Consider the following 15508-nt stretch of genomic DNA (forward strand, 5'->3'; position numbering starts at 1 on the left):
AGAAAATATGCCTAAGACCATAACTTACAAAACAAGCGGTGTGGATATTCAAAAAGCGAATGTCTTTGTGGACGCGATCAAAAAATTAGCTAAAAGCACCATGCAGCCGAGCGTTTTAAAAGATAAAGGCGGATTTGGAAGCCTTTTTGCTTTTGATACAAGAAAGTATCGCCGTCCGGTTTTAGTATCTTCTACCGATGGTGTCGGGACAAAGCTCCTCATTGCCAAAGCCGTTAATAAACATGACACCGTCGGTATTGACCTGGTGGCGATGAATGTTAATGACGTTCTTTGCGCCGGCGCGCGTCCATTGTTTTTCTTAGATTATATTGCCTGTGGTAAAGTTCAGCCCAAAGTTTTAAAAGATGTGATGAAGGGAATTGTGGAAGGCTGCCGCCAATCAGGCTGTAGTTTGATCGGCGGAGAAACGGCGGAAATGCCCGGGCTTTACAAAAAGGATGAATATGACTTGGCCGGATTTACGGTAGGCGTGGTGGATCACGATAAAATTATTGACGGTTCAAAGATGCGGGCGGGCGATGCTATTATCGGGATCGCGTCCAGCGGGCTTCATTCCAATGGTTTTTCTTTGGCCAGAAAAGTTTTTTCGCTGAGCGAGCAGAAAAAATATGCCAAAGAATTGCTGACCCCGACCAAAATTTACGTTAAACCGATCTTGAAATTATTAGAGCATTTTTCCGTTAAGGGGATGGCTCATGTTACCGGCGGCGCATTTTATGAAAAGCTAACGAAGATCATTCCTGACGGAAAATGCGCGCTCATTTGTAAGGGCAGTTGGAATATTCCGGATATTTTCCAAAAGATCCAACGTAAAGGCAATGTTCCCGAGCGGGATATGTACACCACATTTAACATGGGCATTGGTTTTGCGGTTGTTGTCGATAAAAAATTCGTTGAGTCTGTTCGCCGGTTTTTATCAAAACAAGGGCTTGTCTCTTGGAATATCGGTGAGATCATTAACGATAAGAAAAGAAAAATTATTTTATGAACGTCTTAGTGATCGGTTCCGGCGGGCGTGAGCACGCTATTTGTTGGAAAATAAAACAGAGCCCAAAGGTTAGAACGATTTATTGCGCGCCGGGTAATGGAGGTATTAGCGAGGCGGCTTCGTGCGTCGATATCAAGGCGGATGATATTGCCGGGCTTTTAAAGTTTGCTAAAGATAAAAAAATTGATTTAACGGTTGTAGGCCCCGAAGTGCCATTGGTTGCCGGCATTGTGGATGAATTTGAAAAAAACGGATTAAAAGTCTTTGGGCCCCAAAAAGGTGCCGCGCAGCTTGAAGGAAGCAAGATTTTCGCCAAAGAATTTATGAAGCGAAACAAAATTCCAACGGCTGATTTTGAGAATTTTGATTCATTGGTGCGGGCTGAACAGATCGCCGCGCAGGGAAAATTCCGTTTTCCGCTGGTCATTAAAGCGGATGGCTTGGCGGCCGGTAAAGGCGTTGTAATCTGTCAGTCTTTGGATGATGTCAAGCAAGCCTTAAAGACAGCCGTTAAGAAAAATGGCGTGATTGAAGAATATTTAGACGGCGAAGAAGCTTCTATCTTAGCCATTAGCGACGGAAAAAATTTTGTTTTGTTAGAATCTTCTCAGGACCATAAAAGGACCTTTGATAATGATCAGGGGCCTAATACCGGAGGGATGGGGGCTTATTCTCCGGCTCCGGTGGTTACGCCGGAATTAATGAAGAAAATTTCCAAAGAAGTCATCAAGCCTGTCATTGACGGCATGAGCCGGGAAGGAAATCCTTTTAAAGGCGTTTTATACGCCGGGCTAATGATCAATAAAAATGAGTTAAAGGTTCTAGAATTTAATGTTCGTTTCGGCGATCCGGAAACGCAGGCGGTTTTACCGAGATTAAAAACTGATCTAGTGGACGTGATGCTGGCTTCTTGCGATGATACTTTAGATAAGATCAACTTACAGTGGGATAAACGTGTTTGTGCTTGTGTCGTCATGGCGTCTAAAGGTTATCCGGATAACTATGAAAAAGGAAAAGAGATCAAAGGGCTAGATGCTAGCAGCGAAAAAGACGCAATTGTTTTTCATGCCGGCACTGTAGAGCAGCATGATAAAATACTTACCTCTGGAGGCCGCGTGTTGGGTGTGGTTGGCTTAGGGAAAGATATCAAAGAAGCGGTTGGGAAATCTTATAAAAAGGTAAGCCAGATCAAATTTGACGGATGTCATTTTAGAAAAGACATCGGTTTTAGGGCTTTGAAAAGGCCGTCCTGAAAATAGTTTTCAGGAGAGCCTCGTTTATTTCCTCTTAAAGGGAAATAAGGAAAAATAAACGGGAGCGTGTGATGAAAAATATTTTAGTGTCTATTGTTATGGGAAGTGAATCTGATCTATCCACCATGGAAGAAGCCGCCAAGATCTTAAAAAATTTCGGCGTTTCGTATGAAGTCAAAGTTTGGTCTGCACATCGCACCCCTGATGAAACGGCGGAATATGCCAAAGCCTTAAAATCGCGCGGAGTTCAAGTTGTTATTGCCGGCGCGGGCGGAGCGGCCGCGTTAGCGGGAGTAGTGGCAAGCTTTACCACAATTCCGGTCTTAGGCGTGCCTATTGAAACAACCGCCTTAGACGGATTAGATTCCTTGCTTTCAACAGTGCAGATGCCGGCCGGAACTCCCGTCGGGACTTTAGCCATCGGAAAACCAGGTGCCAAAAATGCGGCCTTTTTGGCGCTACGTATTCTCAGCTTATCGGATAAAACGATCGGGGCAGCTTTAGAAAAATATCGCGGTGAACAAGCGGAAAAAATAAAGAATATCAAGGTAGACGTTTGAAGACCGAAATTATTAAAATTCATCCGAATTATCCTGAATACGATAAGATTATCGAATGCGCCAAGATCATTCGTGACGGTGGGCTCGTTGTATTTCCCACCGAAACGGTTTATGGGATTGCGGCCAATGCCGAGGACAGAAAAGCGGTTGAACGTCTTTATAAAGTAAAACGTCGTTCTTTGGATAAACCGTTTTCCATTTTAGCCTGGCAAAAATTAGCCATTGATGAAATGGGTTATAAGACGGATCGTTCGGTTTATAAGTTGATCGATGAATTTTGGCCCGGCCCTTTAACTGTTATTGTTCCAACGCAAGATGCCGGAAAAACGATTGGCCTAAGGATGCCTAATAATTTGATCGCCTTAAGCTTAGCGCGCGAAGCACAATGTTTGGTGGCGGCGCCGTCGGCGAACTTTGAAGGCAATCATCCTCCGGTCACTTATGCGGAGGCCTTGCGTGATCTTGACGGGCTGGTGGATGTGGCTATTGACGGCGGTCCATCGACAGTCGGACATGAATCTGCCATCGTTGATCTAACCAACTTACCGCCGAAGATTTTACGTTCCGGCCCCATTAGCCAGGCGGATATTGACCGGATCACAAAACAAAAGATCGTTCTTTTTGTCTGCACCGGAAATAGTTGCCGGTCGGTGATGGCGGAATATTTGTTACGCAAGAAATTAGAAGATCGACGGGATGTCAAAGTTATTTCGGCGGGAACGGGTGTTTATATCAGCACCGGCGCCAGCGAGGAAACATTATGTGTCCTTCGCAAAGAAGGCATTAACGCGCTGTCGCATCGCGCTCAACCGGTGACAAAGATCTTGTTAAAGAAAGCGGACCTGATCTTCGTGATGACCTCAAGCCATCGACGGCAAGTTTTAGAATTCGCTCCGTCGGTAGAAGACCGGATCTATTTATTGCGGGAATTTGCGAAAAATGCCAAAAGTTTAGAAGAAACGGATATCTCGGACCCTATCGGAAGATCGGCGCAGGCTTATGAGGAATGTTTAGAAATGATCAAAGACAGCATACAAAAAATAGGAGAACTGGTTTGAACATTTATATCGGGGCGGATCACCGCGGATTTGTTCTTAAGGGAAAAATAAAGAAATTTCTGGCCGATCGCGGATATCATGTTGTTGATGTCGGAACGTATGAGCGTGATGTTAGCTGTGATTATCCTAAGACAGCTCTTCAGGTGGCTAAAAAAGTCGCCTGCGATAAACAAGCGCGTGGTATTATTGTGTGTATGTCAGGCATTGGTAATTCAATTGTTGCTAATAAGGTTAAGGGTATTCGAGCGGCTCTTTGTTATAACAAAACGGCCGCGCGTCTTTCCCGGGAACATAATGATGCCAATGTCTTGGCATTAGGTTCAAAGTTTGTGACTAAAAAAGAGCTGTATGCCATTATTACGATTTGGCTTAAAACGCCTTTTGAAGGTGGGCGTCATTTAAGAAGGGTGAATCAAATTCGAAGCATTGAAAGAGGACTTTGTTAATTTAATTTTTACGGTTACGGAGGAAACATGTCACGTCTTATGAAGGTTGATGGGCAGGTTTACAAGGCTATTCAAAATGAAGTTAAGCGGCAAAATGAGAACTTAGAGCTGATCGCTTCGGAAAATTTTGTTTCCGAGGCTGTTTTAGAAGCTCAGGGTTGCGTGATGACCAATAAATACGCTGAAGGTTATCCCACAGCGCGCTGGTATGGCGGCTGCGAAAATGTTGATGTCGTCGAGCAATTGGCCATTGACCGTGCGAAGAAAATATTCGGTGCGGAGCATGTGAACGTTCAACCTCATTGCGGTTCGCAGGCGAATATGGCGGTCTATCAGGCGGTTTTAAATCCGGGTGATACAGTTTTAGCGATGGACTTAGCCTGCGGCGGGCATTTAACGCATGGGCACAAATTAAATTTTTCCGGGCGGACCTACAAAATGGTTCCTTATGGAGTCAATAAAGAAACAGAAATGCTCGATTACAATGAAATTATGGATATTGCCAAAAAATGTCAGCCTAAAATGATCTTGGCCGGCGCCTCGGCATATTCACGTATCATTGATTTTAAGAAATTCCGTGAAATTTGCGACGCGGTCGGCGCGTATCTTTTTGTGGATATGGCGCATATCGCGGGATTGGTGGCGGCAGGGCTTCATCCAAATCCTGTTCCGCTAGCGGAATTTGTAACGACCACAACGCATAAAACATTGCGTGGGCCGCGCGGCGGAATGGTTTTTTGCCGTAAAGAATTTGCTAAAAGAATTGATATGACGGTTTTTCCGGGAATTCAAGGCGGGCCTCTCATGCATGTGATCGCGGCCAAAGCGGTGGCTTTAAAAGAAGCATCCAGCGGCAGTTTTAAGAAATATCAGGCGCAGATCATTAAAAATGCTAAGGCTTTATCGAATAAATTAGCCGGACGTGGTTATCGTATTGTCGCCGGAGGGACCGATAATCATCTTTTTATGGTAGACTTGCGGGAGAAGAATATTTCCGGAAAAGATGCCGCGCATCTTTTAGACCAGGTGCGTATTACGGTCAATAAAAATCTTATTCCCTATGACCCGCAGCCACCGATGGTAGCGAGCGGTATTCGTATCGGAACGCCGGCGGTGACCAGCCGCGGCATGAAAGAAGCGGAGATGAAAAAGATCGCCGAGCTTATTGACGAAGCGGTGACGTATCGCGATGATGAAGAAGTTTTGGAAGATATTCGCAAAAAAGTCGGACAGGTCACTAAAAGATTTCCTTTATACGGGTATAAAAAAATTAAAAAATGAAATGTCCCAGCTGTTTTTATAAAGAAACTAAAGTTATTGATTCGCGTTTAAGCAGTGACGGTGCTTCTATTCGCCGCCGGCGGGAATGTTTAAAATGCGAGAAGCGTTTTACAACGTATGAATATGTTGAACAAGTTCCTTTGATGGTGGTTAAAAACGACGGACGAAGACAGCCATTTGACCGTAAAAAGATCGTAGCCGGCCTTATTAAGGCTTGTGAAAAACGTCCCATTAGTATTGATAAGATGGAAGATGTGACGACGGAAATCGAACGCACGGTCCAAAAACAATTCGATAAAGAAGTGAACTCAAAGGCTATCGGCGAATTAGTGATGGAAAAATTAGCCGTTTTAGACGAAGTGGCTTATGTGCGTTTTGCTTCTGTCTATCGGCAGTTCCGTGATGTTAATCAATTTATGAGCGAGCTGCACCATATCCTTGATAAAGAGAAAGTAAAACGAAAGAAGTAGCGTGATGATCCAAGTTGAATTAAGCAAAATTATTATTGATGAAAAACGCCAAGACCAGATCATTGTCCTTCGGGAAAAAGAGGGAACAAGGCAGTTTCCGATCGTTATCGGTTTTTTGGAAGCATCTAGTATCAAGATGAAGCTTTCCGGGCTTCAAGTCCCGCGTCCGATGACCCATGACCTTCTCATAGCGCTTATTGAAGGCCTGGATGCTAAATTGGAAAAACTGGTGGTGGATAAATTAATCGATAATACCTTCCATGCAAAGCTTATCCTAAAGGTTGCCGACGGAAAATCAAAAACGGTCGATTGCCGCCCGTCCGACGGCGTTGCTTTAGCCGTTCGCGCTAATGCGCCTATTTTTGTCGAAGAAGAAGTTTTAAAGAAGGCCTCTATTTTTAAGGCATAGCCTGCGCCGCTTTTCTCCTATGAATCTTCAAAACTCATTGCATCTTAAAATACCTTTCCTGGAATTGATCCAAGGCCTAGCAAAGGAAAAGAAGCGATCGATCTTCCTTGTGGGAGGATCTTTGCGTGATTGCCTTCTTGAGCGCCACGTGATGGATTTTGATTTTGCGGTTTCCTGTGGCGCTATCAAATGTGCGCAAGAATTCTGCAAAAAAATTAAAGGAGCTTTTGTCCTTTTGGATGAAGAGCACGGCTGTGCCCGCATCGTCAAAAAAACCAAAGAGGGGATCTTAACTTTTGACTTTGCCGATTTTCGCGGAAAAACCATTTCTGACGATCTGGCTTTAAGAGATTTTACGATCAATACGCTTTGCGTTGATGTGCAGAAGATCGCTGGCAACACAATATTGCTCCAAGCCATTTTGAGCCATGACAATGCGTTAGAGGATATTCGATCAAGGAAGATTTCCATGGTTTCTGTTCGAAGTTTCAAAGATGACCCTTTAAGATTGGTGCGTGCTTTTAGTTTGCAGGCTACGTTAGACTTTTCCATTGACCGTAAGACATTGGCGCAAATCAAAAAGGACAAAGATCTTCTAGCTCAAACCGCTTATGAAAGAATTCGTGACGAGTTTTTCAAAATATTATTATCTGAGCGCGCCGCGCCAACGTTGATCCTGATGGACAAAGTTGGTTTGCTGGAGAAAATTATCCCGCAGATCGCCGTTATGTTCAATGTGAAACAAGGCGGATACCACCATTTGGATGTTTGGAAGCATTCTTTGGAAGTGGTGACACAGCTGGAAAAGGTATTTTCTGAAGTTAAACACGATCAGGATATTAAGAATTATCTTGAGGAGCCTTTGGCGGGAGTGCGAAACCGCCTGGCGCTGATGAAATTAGCAGCACTTCTCCATGATATCGGAAAGCCCGATACTCGCCGGAAAGAAAAAAAGCGCATGACTTTTCACGGCCACGAGCGTGTTGGCCGGGACATCTCTCGTCCTATAGCGCTTATGCTTAAGCTTTCCACAGATGAGCGCCACATTTTAGAAGATATGGTTTTTTGGCATCTTCGCCCGGGCTATTTATCCAATTTTAATATTCCCAGCGAGCGGGCCATGTTTAGATATTTTCGCGACACCAAAAAAGAAGCTCTAAGTATTGCGCTTTTATCATTGGCTGACCAAAGGTCTACGCGAGGGCCTTTAACGACCGCTTCAAAACAAAAGCACCATGAAAAAATCGCCTGGAAGATCATTAAACGTTATTTGGCAAAATCCAAAGAAAATCCTCTCAAGCGCCTTATTACGGGACATGATTTAATCCGACAATTAAAGTTAACACCGAGCCCAGTTTTTGCTAAAATTTTACGTGCTGTTGAGGAGCGTCAAACCTTGGGTGAGATCAATACAAAAACACAAGCGCTTGTGGCGGCTAAGGCTATGGTTAAGAAAAATAAAGGCAGAAACATTAATTAATGAAAATAGAAAATACAGAGATCAAGATCATTAAAGGCGACATTACTGATCTTACCGTTGATGCGATCGTCAGCGTTGCCAATGACCGACTTCTCATGAATGTGGATGTGGCCTCCGCCATTAAACGCAAAGGCGGCCAGGCTATTGAGGATGAGGCTGTTAAAAATTTGCCCGTGGTGATGGGCAATTGTGTTTTAACAACAGCGGGAAATCTTAAAGCCAAACATGTTATTCATTCGGTCATTATGGGGATGGATTTACGTACCGACGAAAAGAAAATACGCCAAGGTGTCGCCGGTGCTTTAAAGTTAGCGAACCAGATGAAATTAAAGTCTCTCGCCTTTCCGGCCCTTGGCCATGGCGTGGGCGGATTTCCGCTCATTGGCGTGCCGAAAGTCATGATCCAGGAAGTCCTCAAATTCCTGCGGCAGGCAAAATCTGCTCCGTCAGAAATTATTTTCTGCCTCTATGATGATGACTCGTTTAAGATCTTTGAGAAAACGATCCCGGCTTATCTGGAACATGTGCTGTATACTTTGTCGAAGGGGCCGTTTTTAACGGTAGATATCATTATTGAACTCAAAGAGGGAATTGTCGTTATTGAACGCTCTAATCCTCCTCTTGGATTAGCTTTGCCCGGCGGATTTGTTGATTACGGAGAAAGCTTGGAAGAAGCGGCTTGTCGTGAGGCTAAAGAAGAAACCAATTTAAAGCTTTTGAATTTAAAACAATTTCATACCTTTTCAGAGCCAGGGCGTGATCCGCGCTTTCATACCGTTTCAACGGTTTTTATCGCCGGGGCGAGCGGGATCCCAAAATCCGGCGATGACGCTAAGGCGCTGCGCGTTGTTCCCTTAAAAGATTTGATGAAGCTTGATTATGCTTTTGACCATAAGCAAGTTATTAAAGATTATTTGAAACAGTGCGGTATGTCGTCAGCGAAGTCTAAAAAGTGAAAATTATGAACATCCTTATTAAAAACATTCGTTTTATCATCATTGTTTTAGCCGTGTTTTTGATCTATCAATATGCGGCTAAGTATTTCCATGAAAATAAGATCTTAAAAGAAATGGTGGCGCGCCTGGAGGCTGATTCGCGCGGGGCACAAGTGCTCGTGACCAATGTATCGTTTGATGAACAGACCGGAAGGAATCTGACCACCATTAAATTCCAAGAATTTGACGCGCAACAAAAGCCTTTAGCGCCAAAGTACTTTACGTTTTCCGGAAACCTGATCCAATTCCAATCGCTGGTGATCCGCTTTGATGATATTCGTATTCGTCAGGCGGATAAATTCCGCGGAAAAAGCGCGTATCTTTTTATGAAGGTCTTTGTTCTGGACGGAAAAAATACGCAGGTATTCGACATCGCGAAAGTCAACGAAGTTCCGCTGGGTTACCAAATTGATGGGGCATCTCATTTTGAAAAACGGTTATGGGAACGTTTCTGGGGGTATGCTTTAAATGCAGATCAGGCGAAAGACATGGGCATTAAAAATGCGCAAATCGAAGCGCCTGGAACGGTTTTTGTTCCCGGAACGCTTTATACGATTAAAATCGAACACGACGGAGGTTTAAGGATCGAAGCTCAAGCTCTGCCGGAGATTCTTAAAGGGGAAAGGATAGGGGCATAATGGAACATATTACAGTTCTTATTGCTGACGATGAAGTGGATGTTCTGGAGATCATGGCCAAAAAGATCTCGGCGGTCGGATATAAAGTTCTTACGGCATCTGACGGCCAAGAGGCGTGGGAAAAGATCAAGGCAGAAATCCCGGATGTGATCTTATTGGATTTAAGAATGCCAAAACTTGACGGATTTATGGTTTTGAAGAATTTAAGGGATAATCCGCCTACTAAAAAATGGCAGCCGGTCATTATCATCTCAGCCGTCGGAGAATTAGACAGCATGAAAAGAGGCTTTGACTTGGAAGCTGATCATTATTTAACAAAGCCTTGCGACATGGAAGTTGTCCTTAAATCAATTCGCTTGATGGTTAGCCTCATCCCACAGCGCAGGTCTAATCTGGAAATGGATGAAGAAAAGAAATAGAACGCAATGATGATCAAACTTTTGATCGCTCTAATCGCGGTTTTTATTCTTCTCGTCGGGTTTGTCAGGTACTTTGAAGCCAATAGCATCTTTCATCCGACGACTGAGATGCCGGTTAATCCCAATTTGATCGGGTTTGATTACGAAGACGTTTATTTTAAAACACAAGACAATCTTCTTTTGAACGGATGGTTCATAAAATCTCCCGGAGCTCTCACAACAGTTTTATTTTTTCACGGAAATGCCGGCAATATCAGCCATCGGTTGGAAAAGATCGTTCTTTTCCGCCAGCTGGGCTTAAATACATTTATTATTGATTACCGAGGTTATGGAAAAAGCGAGGGAAAACCGACCGAAGAGGGAATTTATAAAGACGCGTCGGCTGCTTTGGATTATTTATCCACACGCGATGATATCAACCGCAATCGTTTGATTGTTTATGGCGATTCGCTGGGAGGCGTTGTGGCGGTTGATTTGGCCTCAAGAAAGAAAGTCGCTGCTTTGATCGTTGATTCTTCGTTCCCGTCGGCGGCCGATGTAAGCAAGACTATTTTTCCGTTCATTCCATCCTTTTTCTTGAGAACAAAAATGGATTCGGCAAAGAAAGTCAAGCAAGTCACAATTCCGAAGCTGTTTATTCATAGCACCAATGATGAAATTATTCCTTTCGCGTTAGGCAAAAAGTTATTTGACTTGGCCGGCAGCCCTAAAGAATTTTTATCTATTACCGGCGGGCATAATACCAATCACATCGATTCTCATGATGTTTTGATAAAGAATATAACCCAATTCCTAAAGAAGAATAATTTACTCTAAGACAATGACAAAAAAATTCTTAAAAACAAAAGGGATGAGCATCATCGGGCCTAATGGAAAGCCGATGATCTTAAAAGGCGTTAATTTAGGTGGATGGCTTTTGATGGAAGGCTATCTGATGCATGCTTTAAATAGGCCGCAACGCGAGTTTAAGCAGAATTTTGAAAAAGCCCTAGGAAAGAATGCGTTAAAAGATTTCGAGAAGTCTTTTAATAACAGCTTCATCTGCGAAAAAGATATTGCCGCGATTGCCAAAATGGGGTTTAACTGTGTGCGCGTGCCGTTTCATTTTGAACTTATTGAAGAAAAGCCGTATCAATATTCTTCCCGCGGGCTCAAATACTTAAAAGATCTTGTCCGTTGGGCGGGGCGTCATCGTATTTGGGTCATTTTAGATTTGCACGCCGCGGCCGGCGCGCAAAACCACGATTGGCATTCGGATAGTTTTGGGCCAGCACTGCTTTGGCAAAGAAAAGAATTCCAGAATCGTACCTTTGCTTTGTGGGAATTTCTGGCGGATCAATTTAAAGATGAGCCATGGATCGCCGGTTATGACCTTTTGAATGAAGCGGTTTTACAAGATGAGCGCCTGTTGAATCAATTTTACAAAACGCTTATTAAGCGTATAAGAAAAATTGACCAGAACCATATGATCTTTGTTGAGGGCAATACCTGGGCGACCAATATCAAATGCCTGGACGCTTTTGACGATGATAATATCGTTTTAAGCGTTCATTTTTATGAGCCGCTTCAGTACACATTTAATTTAACGGCCCATTTATCTTATCCGCTTCGCCATCAGGGAAAAACCTGGAATAAAAAAACCTTAAGAGATATTTTAGGCGCTCACTTTAAAGTCGCTAAGCGGTGCAACCGTCCCGTTTTCGTCGGAGAATTCGGCATCAATGACCGCCAAGGGCTTTATGGAGAAAAACTTTGGCTTAAGGATATGCTTTCCTTGTTCAGGGAATTTGGGTTTTCCTGGACGTATTGGACATATAAATCCATCAAAAATGCTTATTTGGTCGATGGGATCTTTTCGTTTCTTGAAAATCCGCCGTGGGTCAATCGCATGGGTCCTGTCCAAGGCTGGAGCACGTATCATCTTTATTGGCCCAAACAAAAACGCGAGATGATCTCATCTTGGAAAACCGAAAGTTTTCAAAAGAATAAATGGTTATTGAATACCTTGCGCCATGCCCTCTAAGAATATGCCGATCGTGATCACCAGTGCCCAAAATCCACGGATTAAATCTGTGATCGATTTAAGAGAAAAGAAAACTCGTGATAAAACGGGTTTGATGATCGTGGATGGTTTTCAGGAGATCAGGTGTGCTTTAGAAGCGAAAGCGGAGTTTGAAGAGATCTATATTTGCCGTGATTTTTGGAGTGAACAAACTAAGTCTTTATCGGAAAATTTAATAGCACGTGGCGTTGAATGTTTTGAATTGGGAAAGACGGTTTTTCCAAAAGTTTCTTTCGGCGAACGGATGGAAGGTATCGTTGCCGTTTGCAAGAAACCAAAGTGGGAACTTAGCGATCTAAAAATAACAAAACAATCGCTTTTAGTTATCGCCGAGGGCATTGAAAAGCCCGGAAATTTAGGAGCTATTTTAAGAACTTGCGACGGGGCCGGAGTTGACGGGTTGATCGTTTGTTCGGGCGTTGTCGATTGTTATAATCCCAATGTTGTCCGCGCAAGCTTGGGAACAATATTTTCGGTGAAAGTTATCGAGGCTTCCGCTCAAGAGGCACTTGATTTCTTAAAAAAGAACAATATTAGCATTTGCTCAACGTTTGTGTCGGCCGAAACGGTCTATACGGATGCTTTACTAAAAACTCCTTTGGCGGTTGTGGTAGGGGCGGAAAAAGACGGCCTAAGCAGTTTTTGGGCGAAGCACTGCGACTTGAAAATAAAGATCCCTATGAGGGGAACGGCGGATTCTTTGAATGTTTCCGCGGCCACGGCCATTGTTATTTATGAAGCCCTTAGACAAAACACCTCCCATTAGGTTGCAGGTTTTTTTATCGCATAGCGGACTATGTTCCCGCCGTGAAGCGATGAAAATTATCCAGCAAGGCCGGGTGAGCCTTAATGGGCAAATCACTACGGAGCCGTCGACGCCGGTTGATCCAGTAAAAGATAACGTTGCGGTCGATGGACAGGATATTAAAAGCTCAGCGCATGAATACATTCTACTCAATAAACCTAAGGGTTATGTAACGACGACAGCCGATCCTCACGCGCAAAAAACGGTTCTTGACCTGGTGCCGAAAGAATTTCAGCATCTTTATCCGGCCGGACGCCTTGACCAAGACACCCAAGGCTTGCTTTTATTAACTAATGACGGCGATGTCGCCTATAAGTTGACGCATCCTAAATTCAATGTTGATAAAACTTATTTAGCTAAGATCTCAGGAGTTTTAGCTCCTTTAGAAAAAGAAAAGTTAGAAAAAGGCGTTGTCATTGAGGATAAAATAACAGCTCCGTCGAAAATAACCAATGTGAGAATTTCTTTGGGGCAAACAGAGTTTTTGATCACTATTCATGAAGGACGTAAGCGTCAGATTCGCTTAATGCTTCAAGCCGTGGGACATAAAGTGGTTGACCTTACGAGGATCAAGCAGGGGCCTTTGAGCTTAGGAGATTTGAAATTGGGCTGTTGGCGCCGTTTGAGCGAACAGGAAATCCTACAATTAAAGAGTATCTAAATCATGATCACTATTACTAATCTTTCCAAGAATTTTGACCAGCGGATGCTGTTGAATAATGTCTGCATTAGCATTTACCGCAATGAAAAGATCGGTTTGACCGGACCTAACGGAACGGGAAAAACTACGCTTTTTTCCATTATTCTCGGTCAGATGGAGCCGGGATCGGGAAATGTTCAAGTTCAGAAAAATCTTAAAATAGGTTATTTACCGCAAGAAGCACATTTTGAATCGGGGCGGACCGTGATCGACGAAATTACAGCCGGCGATGAGCAGATGATCGCTTTAAAAAAAGAAAAAAAAGAATTAGAAGATTCTAACCGTGCCGGGGAAATGCGTTATGGCGATATTTTGCATGAATTGGAACAAATGGGCGTTTATGACCTTGAGCATAAAGCGGAGAAAGTTCTCTCTGGGCTTGGATTTCGCCAGCAAGATTTCACTCGCCCTATCGCTAATTTAAGCGGCGGCTGGCAGATGCGCACACTTTTAGCAAAACTTTTGGTGTATCAATTTGACCTGCTTTTATTGGACGAACCGACGAACTATTTGGATTTAGAGGCAACATTGTGGTTTAAAGATTATTTAGCGAGTTATCAGGGAACGTTCGTTATTATTTCCCACGATAAAGTTTTCTTAAATGAGGTAACAAATTACACCATTGTTTTAGAAGACGGGCGTATGTCTAAAGTTAAAGGTAACTATGAAGAGTATGAACAGGCGAAATTGCAAAGAGTAGCCTCATTAGAAAAAAGACAAAAGGTGGTTGAGAAAAAACGCGACCAGCTTGAACGGTTTGCCCAGCGTTTTCATGCCCAGCCGAATCGGGCATCCGCTGTACGCAATAAGCGAAAAATGATCGAGCGCTTGGAAACGATCGAGATTCCGGGTGAAAAACACAGCATCAAAGATTTTGATTTTCCCGTGACTCAACAAAGCGGACATTCCGTGATCACCTTAAGAAATATTTCAAAATCGTATACTGACCTTAAGGTTTATCAAGGGCTTGATTTTGAAATTACCCGCGGAGAAAAGATCTGCTTGATCGGACATAACGGCGCCGGAAAATCAACGCTTCTTAAAATGTTGGCCGGTGTCGTCAAGCCCGATAGCGGCGAACGCAAATTAGGGCACAATGTTGGTTTGGGATATTTCTCCCAGACGCGCTTAGACGTCCTTAATCAAGAGAAAACGGCGTTTGATGAAGTAGCGACGTCTGCCGCCGGCATTGTTCCGGCGCTTAAGATCAGAACACTTTTAGGTTTATTCAATTTTCGCGGTGATGATGTTTTTAAGCAGGTGAAGGTTTTATCAGGGGGAGAAAAGAGCCGGCTTATTTTAGCGAAACTTTTGATTAGTCCGCCGAATTTTATTTTGCTGGATGAGCCTACCACCCATTTGGATATTGACGGCGTGGAAGCGCTCACTAAAGCATTTAAAGCATATGAAGGGACACTTTGTTTTATCAGTCACGATTTATTTTTTGTTAAACAGATCGCCAACCATGTCGTGGAAGTTAATAACGGGGTTTTAAAAAATTATCCGGGAGGGTTAGACTATTATCTGGATAAAAAGCGCGCTCAGGATGATCTTTTAAAGCAAGGTGAATCAAAGGTAAAACAAGAGCAAAAAGAAAAAAAGAAACTTAGCTCATTCGAGCAGAAAAATGATCCCAAAACAACAGAATTGCACCATCAGCATCAGCAGGCCTTAAAAAGGCTTGCGGAAATTAAAAATGAACTAAAACGGCTCGACAATGAAAAAGGACAATTGGAAGCGGAAAGCTTTGTGAAGTCTAAGGCTATTTCGGACCCGTCGGGCCGGCGTGATTCGCAAACATTAAAAGAATATGGCCAAAGGCTTAAATTCATTCAACATCGGGTCAGAGAGATCGAAACAACCGCTGAGCAATTAACGCAAGAACGCGATCAGATCGGTAAAAAATAATCTTTAAAGCGTTTT

17 protein-coding genes are annotated in these 15508 nt (G+C 43.4%); all 17 read left to right on the forward strand.

Features of this window, described 5'->3' with window-relative positions; all coding sequences use genetic code 11:
* The first annotated feature begins 7 nt into the window (after nt 1-7).
* The 17 genes from purM to WC676_03115 all read left to right on the forward strand — a co-directional run bounded on the left by purM (nt 8) and on the right by WC676_03115 (nt 15493).
* Nucleotides 8-1009, forward strand: coding sequence for a phosphoribosylformylglycinamidine cyclo-ligase (gene purM, locus WC676_03035; GenBank protein ID MFA5059580.1), 1002 nt, complete (start codon nt 8-10; stop codon nt 1007-1009).
* Nucleotides 1006-2262, forward strand: a complete 1257-nt coding sequence (purD, locus tag WC676_03040) for a phosphoribosylamine--glycine ligase (protein MFA5059581.1) — start codon at nt 1006-1008, stop codon at nt 2260-2262. Before purM ends, purD begins: the two co-directional genes overlap by 4 nt.
* A 71-nt stretch (nt 2263-2333) precedes the next feature.
* Entirely contained in the window at nt 2334-2822 is a 489-nt protein-coding gene (gene purE, locus WC676_03045; protein ID MFA5059582.1) for a 5-(carboxyamino)imidazole ribonucleotide mutase, read from the forward strand.
* Nucleotides 2819-3880 carry an L-threonylcarbamoyladenylate synthase gene (locus WC676_03050; GenBank protein ID MFA5059583.1) on the forward strand — a complete coding sequence of 354 codons (1062 nt, stop codon included), beginning with the start codon at nt 2819-2821 and terminating at the stop codon, nt 3878-3880. The genes purE and WC676_03050 overlap by 4 nt, the downstream gene beginning before the upstream one ends.
* Entirely contained in the window at nt 3877-4326 is a 450-nt protein-coding gene (gene rpiB, locus WC676_03055) for a ribose 5-phosphate isomerase B (GenBank protein ID MFA5059584.1), read from the forward strand. Before WC676_03050 ends, rpiB begins: the two co-directional genes overlap by 4 nt.
* 27 nt (nt 4327-4353) lie before the next feature.
* Nucleotides 4354-5607 (forward strand): serine hydroxymethyltransferase, encoded by a 1254-nt coding sequence (gene glyA, locus WC676_03060; protein MFA5059585.1) that lies wholly within the window; start codon nt 4354-4356, stop codon nt 5605-5607.
* Nucleotides 5604-6077 (forward strand): transcriptional regulator NrdR, encoded by a 474-nt coding sequence (nrdR, locus tag WC676_03065; protein ID MFA5059586.1) that lies wholly within the window; start codon nt 5604-5606, stop codon nt 6075-6077. The genes glyA and nrdR overlap by 4 nt, the downstream gene beginning before the upstream one ends.
* Nucleotides 6078-6081: 4 nt before the next feature.
* The gene (locus WC676_03070) at nt 6082-6486 is read left to right on the forward strand and encodes a bifunctional nuclease family protein (GenBank protein ID MFA5059587.1); all 405 of its coding nucleotides are present in this window, start codon (nt 6082-6084) and stop codon (nt 6484-6486) included.
* Nucleotides 6487-6505: 19 nt separating this feature from the next.
* Nucleotides 6506-7966: an HD domain-containing protein gene (locus WC676_03075; protein MFA5059588.1), complete on the forward strand. Its 1461-nt coding sequence runs from the start codon at nt 6506-6508 to the stop codon at nt 7964-7966.
* A complete protein-coding gene (locus WC676_03080) occupies nt 7966-8922 on the forward strand; it encodes a macro domain-containing protein (GenBank protein MFA5059589.1) in 957 nt (318 codons plus the stop codon). Before WC676_03075 ends, WC676_03080 begins: the two co-directional genes overlap by 1 nt.
* Before the next feature lie 5 nt (nt 8923-8927).
* Entirely contained in the window at nt 8928-9599 is a 672-nt protein-coding gene (locus WC676_03085; GenBank protein MFA5059590.1) for a hypothetical protein, read from the forward strand.
* Nucleotides 9599-10018: a response regulator gene (locus WC676_03090; protein ID MFA5059591.1), complete on the forward strand. Its 420-nt coding sequence runs from the start codon at nt 9599-9601 to the stop codon at nt 10016-10018. The genes WC676_03085 and WC676_03090 overlap by 1 nt, the downstream gene beginning before the upstream one ends.
* A 6-nt stretch (nt 10019-10024) precedes the next feature.
* Nucleotides 10025-10834, forward strand: coding sequence for an alpha/beta hydrolase (locus WC676_03095; GenBank protein MFA5059592.1), 810 nt, complete (start codon nt 10025-10027; stop codon nt 10832-10834).
* A gap of 4 nt (nt 10835-10838) precedes the next feature.
* Complete coding sequence (locus WC676_03100; GenBank protein MFA5059593.1) at nt 10839-12041, forward strand: glycoside hydrolase family 5 protein; 1203 nt, start codon at nt 10839-10841, stop codon at nt 12039-12041.
* Entirely contained in the window at nt 12031-12846 is an 816-nt protein-coding gene (locus WC676_03105; protein ID MFA5059594.1) for an RNA methyltransferase, read from the forward strand. The genes WC676_03100 and WC676_03105 overlap by 11 nt, the downstream gene beginning before the upstream one ends.
* Complete coding sequence (locus WC676_03110) at nt 12815-13546, forward strand: pseudouridine synthase (GenBank protein ID MFA5059595.1); 732 nt, start codon at nt 12815-12817, stop codon at nt 13544-13546. Before WC676_03105 ends, WC676_03110 begins: the two co-directional genes overlap by 32 nt.
* A 3-nt stretch (nt 13547-13549) precedes the next feature.
* Nucleotides 13550-15493 (forward strand): ABC-F family ATP-binding cassette domain-containing protein, encoded by a 1944-nt coding sequence (locus WC676_03115; protein ID MFA5059596.1) that lies wholly within the window; start codon nt 13550-13552, stop codon nt 15491-15493.
* Nucleotides 15494-15508: the final 15 nt, after the last annotated feature.

The organism is Candidatus Omnitrophota bacterium (assembly GCA_041649175.1).
In the GTDB taxonomy this organism is placed as follows: domain Bacteria; phylum Omnitrophota; class Gorgyraeia; order Zapsychrales; family JBAZNR01; genus JBAZNR01.